This window comes from Alphaproteobacteria bacterium (assembly GCA_041396705.1).
In the GTDB taxonomy this organism is placed as follows: Bacteria; Pseudomonadota; Alphaproteobacteria; order CALKHQ01; family CALKHQ01; genus CALKHQ01.
In genome coordinates, this window is the sequence record JAWKYB010000022.1 from 1 (window position 1) to 18050 (window position 18050).

Sequence of the window (18050 nt, forward strand, 5' to 3'; positions counted from 1 at the left end):
CTTGCCAGCCACGGTTCCAGCGTGGCGTGCAATGTTGTCGCGAGCCCATCCCACCAGCGCTCGCGCCACGACGGCGCTACAATGCGCCTGAGCGTGGACAGCGGCGGGCCCTGGCGCAGGTTGTTCAGCACATCCCGTCCGGTGGGTCTCTGGGGGATCGGACGCAGTGCCGGCAGCCGCGTCGCGGTGCCGCCGAACCGCAAGAACTGCGCCGGCAGATAGTAGCCGCGCAGGGTGTAGTCGACGCCATGGCCGCTGATGATAGCGCGCGATTGCCGGCCGACGTCCGGCATGAATGCCGCGAAGGGGGTGGATGCCGGATAGAGCCCGCTGTTGTCGCGGATTGCGTCTTCCAGGCAACGAAGCGTCGACGCCGGGTCGACCAGGCAGGCGTGGTGGGGGCTGGCGGCCATCTTCGCGATCTGCCGTGCGATCGCCAGCTCGGGGTTGTCGGCGTAGCTTGCCGTCGTCCAGCAGTGCATCGGGCCCTGGCGTGCGGCCAGCAGCCAGCGGCTGTCCAGCCCGCCGGACAGCAGCAGGCCGTCGGCGCCGGCGCCCTGCGCGCGCGCCACTGCCGCCCGCATGGCGCCCTGCAGCGCCTCGGCGCATTCGGCGGCCGCCATGCGGCGGGCGTTCCAGCGCAGCTGCCAGTAGTGCCGGTCGCGCCGGCCTTCGCGATCGAAGGTGGCGATGGTCGCGGCCGGCAGGGCCTCGACACCTGCGATCGGCGTGTCGGTGCCGATCGTGCGCTGCATGGTAAACAGCTGCGCCAGCGTGTCGAGCCTGGCGCGGCGGCCGACACGGGCGTCGCCCAGCAGCACGTAGAGCCCGCTGGCGAAGGCGACGCCGGCGCCGTCCTGCCAGACATGAATCGGAAAGGTCGCCAGGCGGTCGGTGACCAGCACCAGCCGGTGCCGCGTCCGGTCGACCAGCGCGGCGCAGAACTGTCCGTTGGCCTGCGCCAGGTCGTCGAGCCGGTCCGCGCGGTAGAGCGCAGCGACGACTTGTGCCGGCTCCGGCGCGTCGTGCTCCAGCGCCGGGCACAGGGCCCTGCCGTTGTAGATGTGGCCGGCGACCACGACCGCGAGTTCGCCGGACGGGTCCGCCAGCGTGCCGGCGCCGCCGGCGCCGTGCGACAGCAGGCCGAGCGCCGCCCCCTTGCCGCCCAGGATGTCGACGTGCAGCCCGGGCGCGGTGCGGGCGGCCATGTCGTCGAGGCAGGCCGGTGCGGCCGGGTCGGCGTGGAACTTGCCGAATGGCCCGATCATCGTGAACCCTCCGGCACCGCCAGCACGTTGCCGTGCGGCCCGACGTGAACCGTGTAGCCGGCCCGCTGCAGCACCGGCTTCACGATTTCGGCGATCAGCCGGCCGTCGCGGCGATACCAGCCGGCGGCGCGCACGCGCGGACGCAGGTCGCGCAGGGTCGCCGTCGCCCCCGCCAGTGCCTCGACCTCGGCCCCGTTCAGGGTCAGGCTCAGCATGTCGAGCCGCTGCAGGCCATGGTCGCGGACCAGACCGTCCACGGTGGCGGTGGGCGTCGGTTCGGCGCGGTCGCTGTCCTGGATCTCGGCGATCAGGCTGTTGGCCTGTGCGGCGGTCACGTTCAGCGCGCGGGTCTCCTCGGTCGACCAGATCGCCGCATGCCGGGCCACCACGCCACCGGACGCGTTGCGCGCGACATTGCTCTCCAGCCGGGCGAAGCATGCGCGGCTAGCCTCGACCGCGATCACCCGGCCGCCCGGCGCGTCCTGCGCCATGCGCAGCGCGCCGAAGCCCAGGAACGAGCCGCAGTCGAGCACGACGTCTCCGGGCTTCGGCGCGAAGGCGTGCATCAGCTGTTCGCGCACGTGCGGATCGGTGAGGTCGGCGATCGCGTCCTTGTGCTGGCCGTGGAAGCCGTCGAGGCCGGCGGCACCGCGGCGGCCGCCGGGCTTCAGGTCCGGCCGCATGTGGGGGAATGCGAAGCGGGTGACGACGTCGCGGGCCAGCCGGAAGTTCCACGGCTCGATCCCGGCCGGCAGCAGGCCGGCGAGGGCGTCGAACATGGCGATGTCGCGCGGCGTCGAATCCACGCCGCCCAGCACCACGTCGTGCGTGGCGATGCGCACCAGCGGGCCGTCCGCGTCGCGGTCGAAGGCCATGCGTGGCGTCCACTCCGCCAGGCAATCGAGGAACACCCGATAGCGGCGGGCGCGCACCAGGCGGCGCAGCGGCGCGAGCGCGCTCAGGCCGCCGCTCCCGCTTGCGATGCGCCGGCACCGGCCGGGACATAGCCGTCGAGATAGCCGATGCGATCGACGACGTGGGCTGGCACGCGCGACAGGAAGCGCTCGAACAGGCGCCGGTCGTCGTCGCTGACATGGGTCGGGCCGTGGCCCGCGGTCACGTTGGTGTTCTGCGGCGGCACGCGGCCGACCGGCTCGTGCGGCAGGTCCAGCGCGGTCAGGAACGCCTCGACGCGGGCCGGGTCGGAGAGATGCTCGGTGCGCAGCGTCGCGCTGCGGCTGACCCGCGCGTCCTCGCAGAGCGCCAGATAGCGCAGATAGGTCTCGAACCACGCCCACAGATAGAGCTCGCCGGGCGCGAGGTCGCTGTCGGTCATGCACAGCAGATTGGATCGGTCGGACGGCAACAGGCTGTCTTTCGCGAACGCCTTGTGGCGGTTGAGGTAGCTGCGCATGTTCACCACAGGATCGCGCACCAGCAGCACGATGTCGAAGCGCGGCAGCAGCCGGGCGAAACCCAGGTGAAGGCCACGGACGAAGAACTTGCTGATGTCGAAATAGACCCGGGCGCCGCTTCGCCGCATCCTTGCGCGCGCCATCTGCAGGCGCCGCGCGGCGATCCGTTCGAGGAAGGCGGTGTCGCCGCGCGCGGCGGCGCGCAGGGTTTCGCCGCGTCCCAGCAGTGCGTCGGTCTCGACCCAGCGGCGCCGGAAATGCCGCTCGGCGGTGCCGAGGATCGACGGCAGCATCGGCCGGACTTGGGGTTCCTCGAAACCGGGATAGACCAGCGGTGCGTGGCGGCGCAGCACCTCGGTCAGCGAGGCCTCGCCGCACCGCCCGGTCGAGGCGGTGAACACGAACCGCTCCGCGCCGGCACCGTCGCGGTCGTCAGTCTTCGGGCTCAAGACCGACGATCATGTCGGGCCTGAGCGCTTCGCCGCGCGCGAGGGCACGGGCGGCGCGCAGGCCGATAACCCTGTCGAGAAGCCTTGGCGGCATGCCGTGGCCGGGGCGGATCGAGCGCACGTTCTCGGGGCTGAGCGGCTCGCCGGCGGCGACGTCGCGCACCACGTAGAGCGAACGCCGGAACTGGATGTTGCCGCGCTCGCTGTCCTCGAGACGGTAGCTGGGCGCGCCGAGCGCCCGGCTGGCAATCCCGATATTCTCGATCATCTGGCGCAGCTCGTGCGGCTCCAGCGAAAAGCCCGCATCCGGCCCGCCGTCGCTGCGCGCCAGGGTCACGTGCTTCTCGATCACCGCGGCGCCGAGGGCGACCGCAGCGGTCGGCACCGCCACGCCGAGCGTGTGGTCCGACAGGCCGATGACGACGTCCGGAAAGCGCGCCGCCAGGTCCGCGATGGTGCGCAGGTTGCAGTCCTCGGGCGGGGTCGGATAGCCGCTGACGCAGTGTAGCAGGCACAGGCCGGCGGCACCGGCGGCACGGGCGGCCTCGACCGCCCGCTGCATGTCGTCCAGGTCGGCAAGGCCGGTCGACATGATCAGCGGCTTCCCTGTGCGGGCTGCGGCCCGAATCAGCGGAATGTCGACCAACTCGAAACTGGCGATCTTGAATGCCGGCGCGCCGAGCCGCTCGAGAAAGGCGACGGCGGTGGCATCGAACGGCGACGAGAACACGGCGACGCCCAGTTCGCGGCCCTTGACGAACAGCTGCGGGTGCCATTCCCAGGGGGTGTGCGCCTCCTGGTACAGGTCGTAGAGCGTGCGCCCGCCCCACGGCCCGCCCTCGATGCGGAAGTCGGGGCCGTCGTGGTCGATGGTGATGGTGTCGGCCGTATAGGTCTGCAGCTTGACGGCATCGGCGCCGGCCGCGGCGGCCGCTTCCATCAGCGCAAGCGCACGCTCCAGCCTGCCGTTGTGATTGCCGGAGAGCTCGGCGATCACATAGGGCGGGTGGCCGGGCCCGATCGGCCGCCCCGCGATCTCGATCAGCGGATGCCGCACGGCATCGGCTCCCTGCATTGTTCGACCGTGCCGGACATCATCGGTCGCGGCGCGCCCGTGCGCACATACCAGTCCGGTCGCTCGCTCGGCGCGAAGCCGGCCCGGGCGAATGCGCGCAAACTGGCGGCGTTGGTCTGCTTGATGAAGGCCCACTGGGCTTCGCTGCCGGTCAGCCGGGCGGCGCAGTCGAGCGCGGCGACGCCGATGCCGCGGCCGCGCCAATCCGGCGCCACGGTCAGCGAGACCTCCCAGCCGCCGAGGTCGGCCCGCCAGTCGAGGCGGAGCACGCCGACCGGCTCGTCTCCGACAAGCAGCAGGTGCAGCAGGCACAATGGGTCGGCCAGCTTGGCGTCCAGCCAGTCGTGATGCTCGGCGGCCGACGGCGGATTCGGATTGCGGGCAAAGGCGCGGGTGCCTGCATCGCGCCGCCAGGCCAGCAGCAGCGCCTCGTCGTCGCTCCGGGCAGGGCGCACCGCCAGGGCGCGGCCGTGCGCCGTCGTCGTCGGCGGGGCGATGGCAAGCAGGGTGCGGCGCACGCCGTAGCCGTCGCACAGCCGCGCCGCGCGCGCCGCCATCGCCGCGACCGCGGCGGCATCGTCGAGCAGCCCCGCCAGCGCCTCGGCCAGCAGCGCCGCATCGGGGTGCGGCACCACCAAGGCGGCGCCGAGGTTCTGCAACGCGTCGGCATTGGCGCGCTGATTGTCCGCCGCGACCAGAACCACGGTTGGCAGGCCCAGGCAGCAGCGCTCCCACGCACTGGTGCCGCCGGCGCCGATGGCCAGGTCGGCGTGGGCCAGCAGGCCGGCCACACCGGCATCGGGCGGTGCCAGCTTGGCACCGACCTGCGCTGCCAGCCGCGCCACCTCCGCGCGATGCGGGGCGCCGGCGCCGAGCATGACCGTCACCTCGAGTGGGCGGGCGAGCGCCGCCAGCGCCGCCAGCGCCACGGCCGTCAGATTGTCCGGGTCGGTGGCGCCGAAGCCGACGACGATCCGGCGCAGCGGGCGCCGCCCCAGCGGCAGGCGGGTCCGCCGCGCGGCGGCGAATGCCGGGCGCAGCAGTGCATAGTCGGGCCCGAGCAGAAACTCGGTCGCTGCCGGCACGATGCCGGCATAGGCGGCGGCGCGCCGGCCGGGCGTCGTGTCCAGCAGCACGTCGCAGTCGTGCGAGCGGTTGGCCAGATCGTCGATTGCCAGGATGCGGCCGGCCCGGTCGCGGTGCGCGCGCTCGAAGGCGGCGTCGAGCCGGTAGTGGTCGACGACCAGCAGGTCGGCGTCGCCGCAGCCCGTCGGCAGGGACGCGTCGGTGCCGGCCACGAGGTCGACACCGTGACCGCTGGCGGCCAGCGCGGGCATGGTGTCCGGCGTCTGCTCGGTGCAGGCGAAGCGGCACTGCCAGCCTGCCTCGCGCAGCGCATCGGCCAGGGTGAGACAGCGGGCGACATGGCCGCCGCCGATCGCCGGCGACGCGTCGGCCCGGAAGATCGCGCGCGCGGTGCCCGCCGTCATCGGATGCGGAACACCGGCTGCAGCGGCGGCACCTTCAGCCGCTCGGCGAAGCGGCCGCTGTCGAGCGCCTCGCGGATCGCCGCGAAGGCGCCGCGATAGGCGCTGGCGACCTGGGCCAGGTCGGGCCCGGTCATCGCGTACGAGACGTTGTGGCTGCCCAGGCCCAGCACCCCGCGCGCGGCCAGCTCGTAGATCAGCATCGTCTTGATCATCTGCGCGCCGGCACGGGGATGCTCGCGGATCTGGATCAGCTTCCAGGGTGCCAGGCCGGCCAGCCCGATGGTGTCGCCGAGGCCGTGTTCGTCGATCAGGGCCTGGGTCTTCGCTGCCAGCGCCTCGCCGACGCGCCACAGCGCCTCGATCACCGGCTCGCGCTGCATCTTGCGCACGGTGGCGATCGCGGCGGCCAGCGACACCGCCTCGCCGCCGAAGGTGGCCGAGAAGAAGATTTCCTCCATCTCGCGCATCAGCTCCGCCCGGCCCACCACCGCCGAGATCGGGAAGCCGTTGGCCATGCCCTTGCCGAAGGCGGCGAGGTCCGGCGTCACGCCGAACAACGCCTGGGCGCCGCCGAGCGCGAAGCGGAAGCCGGTGATGACCTCGTCGAACACCAGCAGGGCGCCGTTGCGATGGGCGACGTCGCGGACCGCGGCCAGGTAGCCGGGGGCCGGCGGCACGGCGTTGGCCGGTTCCATGATCACCGCCGCGACCCGGTCGCTGCGCTCGGCAAAGGCGCGCTCCAGCGCCGCGACGTCGTTGTAGGCGACGGTGGTGGTCAGACCGCGGACCGCCTCCGGCACCCCGCGGTTGCGGCTGGTGGCGCCGATATACCAGTCGTGCCAGCCGTGATAGCCGCACGCGATCACCCCGTCGCGGCCGGTGGCGGCGCGCGCGACGCGGATGGCGGCGGAGGTGGCGTCGGAACCGCTCTTGGCGAAGCGCACCATTTCCGCGCACGGGACCAGGTCGACCATCAGTGCGGCGAGCTCGGCCTCCAGCGCCGTCGACAGCGAGAAGCTGACGCCGCGCCCGAGTTGGCGCCGGACGGCTTCGTCGATGTCGGGGTCGCGATAGCCCAGCGACACGCACAGCAGCCCGTTGACCAGGTCGACATACTCGTTGCCGTCGACATCCCACACCCGCGCGCCGTCGCCATGTGTCACGAACAGCGGCGCGGCGCCGACCGGAAACTGCACCCGGCTCTTGCTGAAAGTCTGCGCGCCCAGCGGAATCAGGCGCTCGGCGACGGCGAGCTGGCGGACGGAGCCTTCGAAGCCGCGCATCGGCGCGACGCCGTCGGTCTCGGCCTCTTCGATCAGCGCATTCCGGAAGCCTTCGTTGCGCTGGCCGCCGCCGTTGATCGCGCGCAGGTCCGGCGCGGCGTCGAGGCAGCGCAGCACCTCGACGTGGCTCGGCGGCCGATCCGCGGGAAGGCGCTCGGCGACCGCGCGGAGGAACGCGAGGTCCTCCGGGGTGTCGAGAGTCCAGCGCTCGCGCCACAGATCGGGCAGCGGGCAATCCAAATTGGCCTGGCCGAAGCGGTCGCGGTGGTTGCGGATGTACGGCGTCACGTGTTCGCGGTCGCTTGGCCGCCTCGCCTCCGCGTCGGCGGCGGCCAGGGCCGCCATGGTCATCGCCTCGCAGTCGAGCCCGTCCGGCCAGCGCGCCGGATCGACGTTGGACGCATAGGCGAGCCCGCCGCCGACCAGCAGGTGCAGCACCTGGTCGCAGACCGCCGGGTCGAGAAACGGGCAGTCGCCGGTGAGCCGCATGACCACGTCGGCGCCGGCCTCGCGTGCCGCGCCGGCGAAGCGCGTCAGCACGTCGCGCTCGTCGCCGCGGAAGCAGCGCACACCGGCGTCCCGGCACCAGTCGCGGATCGCGTCGTCGTCCGCGGCCTCGGAAGTGGCGACGACCACCGTGTCGATGCCCGGGATCGCGCCGGCCGCACGCACGGTCCAGCCGAGGGCGGGCATGCCGGCGATCGCGGTCAGCGACTTGCCCGGCAGCCTGGTCGAGCCCATGCGCGCCTGGATGATCGCGACCGCGTTCATGCCGCCGCCGCGCTGTCGCAAGAGGCGCCGACGACCGCGACGGTCAAAATGCGTGCTCGCCGGTCATGTGGCCCGACCGGCGGTGGCGCGTCACCGCATAGCCGTAAATGTCGGGGTTGTCCGACCGCAGCTCGAACCAGGCGAAGTTCAGCCGTGCTTCGCCGCGCGCCATCCGGCGCAGATCGTCGGGCTCGATCAGGGTTGCGCCGCCCGCGGGCAGGGCGACCGTACGCCGGGCCGCCACGCCGTCCTCGTCGTACAGCGTCAGTTCGATCGAGGTGTCAGGCCCGTCCGGCGCGTTGCAGACCAGGCCGAGCCAGGTGTCGAGGTCGGGGCCGACCGGCACCTGGCCCCAATGGAACCCGGTCTTGCCCGGCGGCGCGAACACGTTCGGGTTGGTCAGTGACATGTTGATCGACGTCGCCAGCGATCCCGCGCCGCCGCCATAGACCAGCTGATGGTTGATCCGGGTGGGCGTCGGCCCGTCGGCCGGCTCGGCATCCACCGCGACGGCGGTGACGACGGCCGGGTCGACGCCGGCGGCGCGGAGGCGCGCGTTCAGGTCGATGTCGAGATGCGCGTCGCCCGGCGACGCGATGGTGCCCAGGTCGAGCGCCGCGACCGCCGCGCCGGCCGCGTCGCGGGCCGAGGCGCGCAGCCGCAAGCGGCCCGGCGCCATGATCGGGTAGAAGCGCAGACGATTGTCCAGCGCGGCGATGAACGGGTAGAGGCGCGACGAAGGCCGCGCGTCGTCCCAGTATTCCGCCGCGTCGGAGCAGTCGTAGTAGGAGTGGTTGCCGCTGAACGCGCCGTCGGCGCGACGCTGGCCGACCAGCATCCGCCCGAAGAACATCGGCTGGCGCGGCGCGCGCACGCGGATCACCCCGCCGTCGCAGCCGGCGATCTCCGGGAACAGCGCGGCCAGGTCGATGCGGCGCTGGCCGAAGCGCGGCAGCGCGACCGGCACCGCGCGGGTCAGCCGCCGGTCGTTCGCGCTGACGCTGATGGCGATATCGCCCGCCACGGGCGTCGCGCCGGCGGCGAACTGGACGAAGGTGTCGACGCCGTCGGCCAGCTGCAGGTCGATGGCGACCTCGGTGTGCTGGATCGTGTTGATCTCGTCGTCCTCGAACACGTCGTTGAGCACGCGGTTATAGGCGTGGACGGTGTTGAGGAAGCCGTCGCCGACATGGTTGACCATCACCGCGGGGAACGGGATGAACAGGTTCTGGGCGGCGAAGAACTCGACCAGATAGCTGTGCGCCGGCGCGTCGACCATGCCGGTCAGGGGGATGGCATAGGCGCGCGCCGCATCGATGGAGACCAGCCGCGATTCGATCCGCTGGCCGGCCTCGTCGATCGCCGTGATCCGGCAGCCGACCTGCTCGTAGCCGCGCTTCAGCATGAAGTGGTTGAGGAAGCTGATCCAGGCGCTGCTGCCCGGCAGCTCCGGCACCAGCAGCGATGCGCGATGGACGCTGTTGCGCGCCGCGTCGCGGTGATAGCTGCGGCGGTTGTCCTCGACCGCCCGGAACGGCTTCATGCTGTCTCGCTCCTTCCCGCGCTGTCGTCAGGCCTTGACCAGATACGCCGTCGGCGTCGGCGTGTCCGGCACCAGGGCGATCTGCGGCGGCGCCTCGAGGCCGGCCAGGAACTCGTCGACCGCGTCCGACTCGCCCCACTTGTCGACCGCATACTGGTCGAACACCACAAGGCCGCCGCGCACGATGCGCGGCCACGCCAACTTCAGGACTTCGAGCGTCGCCGCATAAACGTCAAGGTCGCAGTGCAGCAGGCTGATGCGAAAGCCGGGGCGCTCGGCCAGGAACGCCGGCAGAGTCTCGACGATGTCGCCGCGGACCAGCGTCACCGCCTCGTCGAGCCCCAGCCTCGGCAGCGCCTCGCGCAGGTTGTCGTAGGCGGACTGGTCGTAGAGAGCGGTCATGTGGTCCTCCGCCGCCGCCGCCTCGTCGGGCCGCACCCGCGGGAACACCGCCTCGAAGGTGTCGAAGCTGATCACCCGGCCGGCGCCGGTCGGCCGGTAAGTCTTCAGGAAGTGGGCGAACTGGATCGTGCTGACGCCCTTGAAGGTGCCGCAGTCGACGATGTCGCCGGGCAGGTCGCGGACACGGCGCACCAGCTCGGCGCGCGCCAGCAGCTTCTGGTAGCGGTGGGTATCGCACAGATAGTGGAAGGCGTTGAACACCTCCCACATCCGCGCGTCGGCGTTGGATGACTGCCTGGTCACGGGCTTCGCTCCGGTCTTGTCGTGTCAGGTTGCGCCGGCTTGCGGCAGGCCGGCGAGCCGGCGGGCGGCGAGCACGCCGCCCAGGATCGCCAGCGCCTCGCGCGCCGGGCATCGCGGCGGCCGACCTGCCGCCGCGGCGGCGACGAAATCGGCCAGCTCCGCCCGGTAGTCGTCGGCATGCGCACCGCCGAAGGCGGAATCCTCGACCGGCTCGCCCGCAGCGTCCAGAATGGTGAGCCGCCGTCCGGGGATGTCGATCTCGATGCGGCCGCCGGGCCCCAGCAGCGTCGTCCGGCGCAAGGGCGGCCGCGTCGCATAGCTGAGCAGCACGGTCGAAAGCGCGCCGCCGTCATGGCGCAGCAGCAGCCCGGCGTTTTCCTCGGCGGCCATGTCGAGGCAGCGGCCGGCCTGCGCGGTCGCGCCGGCAACGGCGAATGGCCCCAGCAGGTGGGCCAGCAGGTCGATCTCGTGCACCCAGTCGAAGATCGCACCGCCGGTCTGCGGGTCGGCGGCATAGCCTTGCCGGTAGTCCTGACCCGGGCGCCAGTCCGGCAGGTAGCTGGCGCCGACCGCGACCGCGGCGAGCACCGGCCCGTACGCCGTCCGCTCGACCAGCGCGCGCGCCCGCTCGACCGCCGGGTGATGGCGCAGGTTCTGGGCGACCGCGACCGTCGCGCCGGCCGCCTCGGCCCGGTCCAGGATCGCGCCGAGACCCTCGGCGGTATGGGCGAACGGCTTCTCGACCAGTGCGTGGCGCCCGGCGTCGACGGCGGCGGCGAGATCGGCCAGATGCGCCGCAGAGGGGCTGGCGACGACCACCGCGTCGCACTGCGCCAGCGCGTCCGCGCGCGATCCGGCCGGCGTCGCGCCCGCCTGCCGGCAGACGGCCTCGGCTTGCGCCGCGACCGGGTCGAAGCCCACCGCCCGGTGCCCCAGGGCGACGGCATTGGCCAAGTGGCGGGCCCCGATCGAGCCGAGGCCGAGCACGGCGATCCGCATCCGCGCGCCCGGCCGCTCAGCCGACGCCCAGTTCCTCGGCGACGGTCTCGACGGCCAGGTCGAAGGTGAGGATCTCGACCTGCTTCGCCACGTCGAGCGACAGCCCGAAGGTCTCGTCGATGGCCGTGCAGAGCTGGATGTGGCGCAGCGAATCCCAGTTGCGGCAGCTGTCCGGCGACAGCTCGTCCGCCACCTCGGCCTCCGGCATGTCGAGGACCAGGGAAAACACCTCGACAAGCGCCGCGCGGATGCCGGCCTTCGTCCATTGTTGCGTCATCTCATCTCCCGACCGCCGCCAGCGCCGGCGCGGGCTCCGGCCGCGTGACCGAAACCTCCGGCGGGTAGCCGTCCGCCGCGGATGCCAGGTCCAGGCCGAACCACTGGCCGGCCGGATCGCCGACACGCTCGCCTGCGTCGCGCGCCGCGAAACCGGCGCGGGCGACGAACTCCCAGGCCGGCGCGTTGCGCGGGCCGCGGACCAGCCGGGCGGTCAGCGTCTTCGCGCCGGCGCGGCGCGCCTGCTCCACGGCGAAGGCGAGCGCGGTCTCCTCGACCCTGCGACCGAGCGCCCGGCAGCTCAGGGCCAGGTTGCGCAGCTGCAGGGCCTCGCCGTCCGCGGCGATTTCCAGCGCGCCGATCACGCCATAGTCGCCGAAGCGATCCCTCAGCGACAGCGCGTACAGCCCGTCGCCGCGCCTGGCCAGGTCGGCCAGGCCGGGCCGCTCCAGGGTCAGATGAAACTGGTTGGTCTTGTTGAACAGCTGGTGGATGCGTTCGCGGGTGGCGTCGTCGCATGGCCGGATCGCGACGGTGAGGTCGAGCGACGCCAGGAAGCCGGACAGGTCGACAGCCGCGGCCTGCAGCGCCGTGCGTTTCCGCTCCGCCTTCACCCCCTCGGCCCGCGCCAGATCCTCTCGGGTCACCGACAACGCGTCGAACCCGCGGCAGTCGATCAGCGCGTCGACGAAACGCGCCGGATCCTCCGGCAGCTGGACGACCTCGACCTCGGGAAAGGCGGCGCGGATGCGGGCGCATTCGATGGCGCTGTCGTCGACGAACACGAAGCTGTCGGTGCCGAGCGAGAGCTCGCGCGCCAACTCGCCGATGTTCTCGGCCTTGTCCTGCCAGTTGACCCGGTGCGCGGCAAAGTCGTCCCAGCGCAGCAGCATGTCGTCCCGCTCGAATGCGGCGCGGGCGTCGGCCTCGTTGTTCTTGCTGTTGACGGCGAGCAGTACGCCGCTGCGCGACAGGTCGAGCATGGCGCGCTGCAGCTGGCGGTGGGCCTCGCCGGGCCAGGACCCGGCCAGGCCGATGCCCTCCGGGCCGACCTCGCCGACGACGCCGTGCCACAGCGTGTTGTCCAGATCGGTGACCAGCACCTTGCGGCGCGGGCGGAAGAAGCCCGACAGCGCGCGCGCGACGGCCTCGGCGACCCGCGGCGCGTCGGTCGGCGCGATCGGCGAAAGCGTACGCGCCAGGCCTTCCGCGCCGGCGTCGCCGTCGCTCGGTTGCGGCAGGTCGATGGCATGGGCTTGCGGGTGCTGGGCTGCGAATGCGTCGATGGCCGCGTTCACCGTCGCGGCTGCGCGCGACAGCGATGCCGCGCCGCGGTCGCCGAATGCCTGTGCGCCTGCCCAGGCCGGCGCCGACACGCGGGCGATCACGAGCGGTGCGCCGCTGCGCGCGCGGAAGCCGGCGAGGACGCCGGCCAGCGACGCGGCGGCCGTCTCCGCCGCGGCGGCCGCGTCGCGCGCGTCGCCGATCAGTTCGCCCAGGTGCAGCAGCAGCACGCAGGCCTCCAGGTCGTCCGGCGGCGCCAGCAGCGCCTGCTGCCACAGGCTGTATTCGGTGAAGCCCGCGGCGATACGCCAGCCGCTCAGGGCGGCCTCGACGGCCAGATAGGGCTCGAGCGGGCGCACGGTGTAGGACGAGACGACGGCAACCTTGCGGCCGGCAGCCGGCTCGCCGCCGAGCCGTTTGCGGAGCTTCAGATAGGTCAGCAGCTGCGGCGCCGCGCGGACCTCGGCGCGAAGAGCGGCCAGCTCGGCCGGCGCCAGCGCGTCGTTCGCAGCCATCAGGCCATCACCTGCCCGCCGTCGACGACAAGGTCGTGGCCGTTGACGTAGCTGCCGGCGGCGCCGGCCACGAAGGCGACCGCCGCGGCGACCTCGTCGCGCTCGGCCAGCCGGCGCATCGGCGTCTGCGCCGCGGCCAGCTTGCGCGCCCGCTCCGGCACGTGCGCCGTCAACTCGGTGGCCAGGAAGCTCGGCGACACGATGTTGCCTCGCACGCCGGCGGGCGCGAGCTCGGCCGCGACCGAACGCACCAGCGCGGCGCCGGCCGCCTTGGCCGCGGCATAGGCCGCCAGTCCGGGCGGCGGCGCGCCGTGTGCCGCGGTGGAGCCGAGATAGGTGACGGTTCCGCCGCCTGCCTCGCGCAGGGCGGGGGCGCAGGCCCGCAGGATGTTGACCAGCCCATGCACCTGGACCCGGAAGTGGGCGTCGACCGCGGCGGCCCCGATCTCGTCCACCGGCTGCGCGGCCAGCGGGGCGCTGGCGCAATGCACCACGGCCCGGATCGGACCGAATGCGGCGCGGGCACGGTCGACCGCATCGGATACGGAGCCGGCGTCGGTGAGGTCGCACGCCAGCGGCGCCGCGGCCGGTCCCAGCTCGTCGGCGCAGCGCTGCAGCGCGTCGAGCCGGCGGCCGAGCAGGCCGACGGCAAAACCGTCCGCGCCCAGGCGCCGCGCGATCGCGCCACCGAGCGCCCCGGATGCACCGAAGACCAAGGCGGTGCCCGCCGCGCCTTCCGGCATGACGGGCCGTTCCGCTCGCCCCCGGTCGTCCGTCGCCGACTCTGCACCGCCCAGCGGCAGCAGGGTCCCGGCCTCGCCGGACAGCAGCGCCTCGCCGTGCTGGTTCCGGGCCGCGAGGTCGAGCACGACCTCGCGCCGCCGGTCCGAGACCCGGATCACGCGGGCGCTCAGCGTCACCCGGTCGCCGACATGGGCCGGTTTCAGGAACCGCAGGGTCAGATAGGCCCACAGCGCGCCGGGTCCGGGCAGGTGCATGCCGATCAGGGTGGAGATGTGGGCGGCATATGCCATGCCGTGGGCAACCCGGCCCGGCAGGCCGTGCCTGCGGGCGAAATCGTCGTCGAAATGCATCGGGTTGCGGTCGCCCGAGTAGGCGGCGAAGCGGTCCAGCAGGTCGGCATCGACGGCCAGTTCGATCGCGGCCTCGCTGTCCACTTTCGGCAGTCCACTCATGGCGTCGTCGGGGCTATGGGCGATCCGGCGTCGGAATGTCCGGTACCGGGCGGCCGCGCTGCGCGGCCCATTCCTCGACCGAAAGCATCCAGTAGGTCGCATCCTGGTAGCGGTCGCCGCCCCAGTACAGGTTCGGCACCGTGGCCACCAGGGTGAAGCCGAGGCGCTTGAAGTTGAAGTTCGACGCAAGGTGGTTGGCGGTCGTCGGCTCGAACACGCGCCTGACCTTGCGCTCGAAGAAGATGAAGTCCAGGCCGGTGCGGCAGGCATCCAGTGCATAGCCGCCTTGCCAGTAGGCGCGGGCGCCGATCAGGTAGCCGATGCTGGAGAAGCGGTGCACCGGATCGACGCGCAGCGTGAACGTGCCGATCCGCTCGCCGGTTTCCCTGGCATGGATCGCGAAGATGAACGTGTCGCGATGGTCGAAGCCGGCGACGAAGCGCTGCAGGCTGGCGATGTCGTGGCGCTGGAATCGCGCCTGGATGAACCGGGTGACCTCCGGGTCGCGCATCCAGCCGAGATAGTCGTCGCCCACGTCCTCCGGCCGGAACCGGGCCAGGTCGACCAGCGTGCCGTCCAGCCGCTCGCGATAGGCCGGCGCCGCCGCCGTCGCTTCGGCCGGTATCGTCACGCCGCGCGCGCCGTTGCCGTTGCCATCCGGCGCAGGAAGCGCACGCCGCTCCGGCCGGTGCCGGCCGGACCGAACAGGAAGCGCTCCTCCAGGTCCCGGCGGGCATCGGCCTTCGCCGCGAACTGCCGGCGCAGGGACGCGTGGTCCTGTGCCAGCAGGGCGTGGAAGCGGTCGATCCAGCCGTCCTCGCGGCAGTCCACCACGAAGGCGCCGCGCTCCAGCGCCTGGCGCGCGGCATCGGTGACGACATACATGCCCGTCTCCAGGAAGACGAACGGCACACGGGCGCTCCAGGCCCAGGACATGATGCTGCCAGGGCCATCGACTATGACCACGTCGGCCGCCGCGCGCATGTTGCGGAAGTCGACGAACTGCTGGACGCGGCAGTTGGCCGGCAGCGCGACAAGTCCGGCCAGCGGATCGGGGTCGAGGTAGCGATAGGTCGGATAGAGCTTCAGCAGCACGTCGTCCGGCAGCCTGCCCAGCACCTGGTCGAGCACCTGGCGGCGGATGTCGTGATAGTGGGTGTCGCGCCAGTAATGCGGCAGGAACTGGAAGTTGTTGGGATAGAAGGCGGTGCACCAGACGATCAGCCGCCGGCTGGCCTTCAGCGCCAGTCGGCCGGCCATGCGCTGGATCGCCCGCGCCCCGACGCGGCGGATCAGGCCGGGCGCGCCGACGACGGCACAGCTCGCCGCCACGTCGACGCCGGCGATCTCGCCGATCAGGTCGCGCTGCGCCGGCGTGTAGAGCAGGGTATGGCCGAGCCACGCCGGCGCCTCGCGCGCGCCGACGGCGAAGTGCATCGGGCTCAGGCCGGGCGCCACGCCATGTTCGGCGACGATGGCCGGGCGGCCGAGCCGCTCCACCTCGAAGCGCAGCAGGCGGTCGGCCGGCGCGGTCATCGCGTTCGACAGGAACACGGTCGGGCGGCCGCTGTTGTCGGCGTCGGCCATGGCCGTGACGACGGCGGCACGGATCTGCGGTGCGCAGGCGGCCGCGTGATCGAGCACGCACGCCAGCCGCGCGGCCACCGCGGCGGCGGCGGCGGTCACCGCCGGCGCCGGCTGCAGGCCGTGGTTGCGCCAGGCCGCGGTCACGGCCGTGGCGACCAGTTCGTCGACCTCGCCGCCCGGTCGATGCCGGCAGGCCGCGTCCGGCGCCGCGAACTGGGGCATCGCAAAGCTGCGCAACGCGCATCCGTGGCGCAGCAGCGGCAGGATCAGCTCTTCGATCAGCTCGTTGCTGCGGTACAGCAGCACCGCCGGCCCGCGCGAGAGCGGCAGGCTGACTGGCCTGCCGCGCAGCATGCGGCGCCACAGGCGATAGGCCAGACTGGCCTTCGGCGCGTTGAGCAGGGTGACGACGCGGGTCCAGGCCGACGGCCGCATGAAATCGCCGCTTTCCTGGGCGCCGGAGGGCTCGCGGCCCTGGAAGGCCTCGTGCGCCAGGCCGATCCGGCTGCCGAGGACGGTCAGCAGCGTGGCGAACCGGTTCGGCATCAGGCCGAAGCCTCTGACCGCCTCGTCCTCGGCAACGCCGAAACAGCGGATCTCGGCACCGGTCCGGCCGGCGTGCCCGACCAGCCGGTCGAGCAGGTGCGCCTTGTACAGATAGGCACAGAGCGTGCGGTGCAGGACGGGCTGCACCGCGAGGCCGAGCGGGGGCCGGTCGGGACCGCCGTCCGCATCCAGCCGGCGCGCGATCGCATGGGCCGCGTCGAGGCTGGCGAAGCCGATCGCATCCGCCTCGGCCTGGCTGACCGAACCGTCGAGCGCGTGGAAGGCCAAGCCTTCCCGCCGGCAGAATTCCAGCACATAAGGCGAGGTCGCGGCCATGGCGATGCGTCGCCCGGCCAGCACGCTGCGTGCATGCTCGACCGCCTCGGCGCACTCGACCACCGCATAGACCTCGGGGTCAGCCAACGGCGAGCGTCGCCTTCAAGGCCGCGCAGACCCGGTCCTGCTCGGCGTCGGTCAGCCCGATGTAGAGCGGCAACGACAGGGCGTGCGCGTAATAGGCCTCCGCGCCGGGCAGGCTGACCGGGCCGTGTCGCCGGCGCCAATAGGGCTGGTTGTGGACCGGAATGTAGTGGACCTGCGAGCCGACGCCGTGCTCAGCGCGCAGCCGTCGCATCGTCTCGGCGCGCGACGGCGCCGCTGGCGTCGAACGCGATCCGGGCCGCGGCCAGATGCCAGGCCGGTGCGCCCCACGTCACCGTTGCCGGCGGGCGAACCGGCGCGCCGACGTCGGCCAGCAGATGCCGGTAGCGCTCGAACAGCCGCCTGCGTTCCGCCACCCATGACGCGAGCTTGCGCAGCTGGCTGATGCCGAGCGCGCACAGGATGTCGGGTACGCGGAAATTGAGGCTGGGCTCGGCCATCTCGTAGTACCAGGGATTCGGCAGACCGTCGCCGCCGAACCCCGCGTCGCGGTGCTGCCAGGCGGCGCTGTCCCGTTCCATGCCGTGGTTGCGCACCCGGCGCAGACGCGCGGCAAGCACATCGTCATTCGTGGTCACGGCACCGCCTTCGCCCATCGCGATCGTCTTGACCGGATGGAACGAGAAGGTCGCCATCGACGACCAGCGGCAGTCGCCGACGCGGCTGTCCGAGCCGCCGGACCCGGCATCGCCGGCGCGGCGCGCAAGCCCGCCCACGGCATGGGCCGCGTCCTCGACCAGCGCCAGCCCTTGGCTGTCGCACAGCGCCTTCAGCGCCGGCATGTCGGCGACCTGGCCGTTCAGGTGGACCACGAAGGCGGCCCTGAGCCGCAGCGTCGGGAAGCGGCGCCGGGCCGCATCGATCGCCCGTTCCAGGTCGGCCGGCCGCATCAGGCCGGTCTCCGGGTCGACGTCGGCGAAGACGACCTCGGCGCCGGCCAGATGCGGGCCGCTGGCCGTGGCGAGAAACGTCTGCGCCGGCACGACCACCGCGTCGCCGCTGCCGATCTCCAGCGCACGGGCGGCCATGTACAGCGCGGACGTGCCGTTGTTGCACGCCACGGCGTGTCGCGCGCCGGTGACGTCAGCCAGGGCCGCCTCGAACCGCTCGACCAGCGGGCCGGTGGTCAGCAGTTCGCCGCGCAGGGCCGCCGCGACCGACGCGACATCGTCGTCGTCGATCAGCTGGCGGGCATAGGGAAGCGTGT

General features: G+C 72.7%; 16 protein-coding genes. All 16 read right to left on the minus strand.

Translation table 11 applies throughout. The features are described from left to right. On the minus strand, positions 1-1268 hold a 1268-nt coding region (locus R3F55_23710), incomplete at its 3' end, for an asparagine synthase-related protein (GenBank protein ID MEZ5670382.1). Next, positions 1265-2143, minus strand: a complete 879-nt coding sequence (locus R3F55_23715; GenBank protein MEZ5670383.1) for an FkbM family methyltransferase — start codon at positions 2141-2143, stop codon at positions 1265-1267. The genes R3F55_23715 and R3F55_23710, both read right to left, overlap by 4 nt. Before the next feature lie 83 nt (positions 2144-2226). After that, positions 2227-3132 carry a hypothetical protein gene (locus tag R3F55_23720; GenBank protein ID MEZ5670384.1) on the minus strand — a complete coding sequence of 302 codons (906 nt, stop codon included), beginning with the start codon at positions 3130-3132 and terminating at the stop codon, positions 2227-2229. Continuing rightward, positions 3116-4207, minus strand: a complete 1092-nt coding sequence (gene pseI, locus R3F55_23725) for a pseudaminic acid synthase (GenBank protein MEZ5670385.1) — start codon at positions 4205-4207, stop codon at positions 3116-3118. Before pseI ends, R3F55_23720 begins: the two co-directional genes overlap by 17 nt. Beyond that, positions 4174-5697 (minus strand): UDP-2,4-diacetamido-2,4,6-trideoxy-beta-L-altropyranose hydrolase, encoded by a 1524-nt coding sequence (gene pseG / locus R3F55_23730; protein ID MEZ5670386.1) that lies wholly within the window; start codon positions 5695-5697, stop codon positions 4174-4176. The genes pseI and pseG overlap by 34 nt, the downstream gene beginning before the upstream one ends. Next, positions 5694-7751: an aminotransferase class III-fold pyridoxal phosphate-dependent enzyme gene (locus tag R3F55_23735; protein MEZ5670387.1), complete on the minus strand. Its 2058-nt coding sequence runs from the start codon at positions 7749-7751 to the stop codon at positions 5694-5696. The genes pseG and R3F55_23735 overlap by 4 nt, the downstream gene beginning before the upstream one ends. Before the next feature lie 43 nt (positions 7752-7794). After that, positions 7795-9294, minus strand: a complete 1500-nt coding sequence (locus tag R3F55_23740; GenBank protein MEZ5670388.1) for a hypothetical protein — start codon at positions 9292-9294, stop codon at positions 7795-7797. A 27-nt stretch (positions 9295-9321) separates the two neighbouring features. Further along, the gene (locus tag R3F55_23745) at positions 9322-9999 is read right to left on the minus strand and encodes a TylF/MycF/NovP-related O-methyltransferase (protein MEZ5670389.1); all 678 of its coding nucleotides are present in this window, start codon (positions 9997-9999) and stop codon (positions 9322-9324) included. Between the two features lie 24 nt (positions 10000-10023). Next, positions 10024-10998: a Gfo/Idh/MocA family oxidoreductase gene (locus tag R3F55_23750; GenBank protein ID MEZ5670390.1), complete on the minus strand. Its 975-nt coding sequence runs from the start codon at positions 10996-10998 to the stop codon at positions 10024-10026. A gap of 16 nt (positions 10999-11014) precedes the next feature. Continuing rightward, the gene (locus tag R3F55_23755) at positions 11015-11275 is read right to left on the minus strand and encodes a hypothetical protein (protein MEZ5670391.1); all 261 of its coding nucleotides are present in this window, start codon (positions 11273-11275) and stop codon (positions 11015-11017) included. Between the two features lies 1 nt (position 11276). Then, positions 11277-13073: an HAD-IIIC family phosphatase gene (locus R3F55_23760; GenBank protein MEZ5670392.1), complete on the minus strand. Its 1797-nt coding sequence runs from the start codon at positions 13071-13073 to the stop codon at positions 11277-11279. Next, the gene (locus tag R3F55_23765) at positions 13073-14269 is read right to left on the minus strand and encodes an SDR family oxidoreductase (protein MEZ5670393.1); all 1197 of its coding nucleotides are present in this window, start codon (positions 14267-14269) and stop codon (positions 13073-13075) included. The genes R3F55_23760 and R3F55_23765 overlap by 1 nt, the downstream gene beginning before the upstream one ends. A 13-nt stretch (positions 14270-14282) precedes the next feature. Next, positions 14283-14900 carry a GNAT family N-acetyltransferase gene (locus R3F55_23770; GenBank protein ID MEZ5670394.1) on the minus strand — a complete coding sequence of 206 codons (618 nt, stop codon included), beginning with the start codon at positions 14898-14900 and terminating at the stop codon, positions 14283-14285. Continuing rightward, the gene (locus tag R3F55_23775; protein ID MEZ5670395.1) at positions 14897-16825 is read right to left on the minus strand and encodes a hypothetical protein; all 1929 of its coding nucleotides are present in this window, start codon (positions 16823-16825) and stop codon (positions 14897-14899) included. Before R3F55_23775 ends, R3F55_23770 begins: the two co-directional genes overlap by 4 nt. After that, the gene (locus R3F55_23780) at positions 16818-17036 is read right to left on the minus strand and encodes a DegT/DnrJ/EryC1/StrS family aminotransferase (protein MEZ5670396.1); all 219 of its coding nucleotides are present in this window, start codon (positions 17034-17036) and stop codon (positions 16818-16820) included. The genes R3F55_23775 and R3F55_23780 overlap by 8 nt, the downstream gene beginning before the upstream one ends. Further along, positions 17017-18027, minus strand: coding sequence for an aminotransferase class I/II-fold pyridoxal phosphate-dependent enzyme (locus tag R3F55_23785; GenBank protein ID MEZ5670397.1), 1011 nt, complete (start codon positions 18025-18027; stop codon positions 17017-17019). Before R3F55_23785 ends, R3F55_23780 begins: the two co-directional genes overlap by 20 nt. Positions 18028-18050 lie beyond the last annotated feature (23 nt).

Excerpts from the sequence above, each read along its gene's own strand:
- R3F55_23715 (MEZ5670383.1), bottom strand. The coding sequence starts at position 2,143 with ATGGCCTTCGACCGCGACGCGGACGGCCCGCTGGTGCGCATCGCCACG.
- pseI (MEZ5670385.1), bottom strand. The coding sequence starts at position 4,207 with ATGCAGGGAGCCGATGCCGTGCGGCATCCGCTGATCGAGATCGCGGGG.
- pseG (MEZ5670386.1), bottom strand. The coding sequence starts at position 5,697 with ATGACGGCGGGCACCGCGCGCGCGATCTTCCGGGCCGACGCGTCGCCG.
- R3F55_23735 (MEZ5670387.1), bottom strand. The coding sequence starts at position 7,751 with ATGAACGCGGTCGCGATCATCCAGGCGCGCATGGGCTCGACCAGGCTG.
- R3F55_23740 (MEZ5670388.1), bottom strand. The coding sequence starts at position 9,294 with ATGAAGCCGTTCCGGGCGGTCGAGGACAACCGCCGCAGCTATCACCGC.
- R3F55_23750 (MEZ5670390.1), bottom strand. The coding sequence starts at position 10,998 with ATGCGGATCGCCGTGCTCGGCCTCGGCTCGATCGGGGCCCGCCACTTG.
- R3F55_23755 (MEZ5670391.1), bottom strand. The coding sequence starts at position 11,275 with ATGACGCAACAATGGACGAAGGCCGGCATCCGCGCGGCGCTTGTCGAG.
- R3F55_23760 (MEZ5670392.1), bottom strand. The coding sequence starts at position 13,073 with ATGGCTGCGAACGACGCGCTGGCGCCGGCCGAGCTGGCCGCTCTTCGC.
- R3F55_23765 (MEZ5670393.1), bottom strand. The coding sequence starts at position 14,269 with ATGAGTGGACTGCCGAAAGTGGACAGCGAGGCCGCGATCGAACTGGCC.
- R3F55_23780 (MEZ5670396.1), bottom strand. The coding sequence starts at position 17,036 with ATGCGACGGCTGCGCGCTGAGCACGGCGTCGGCTCGCAGGTCCACTAC.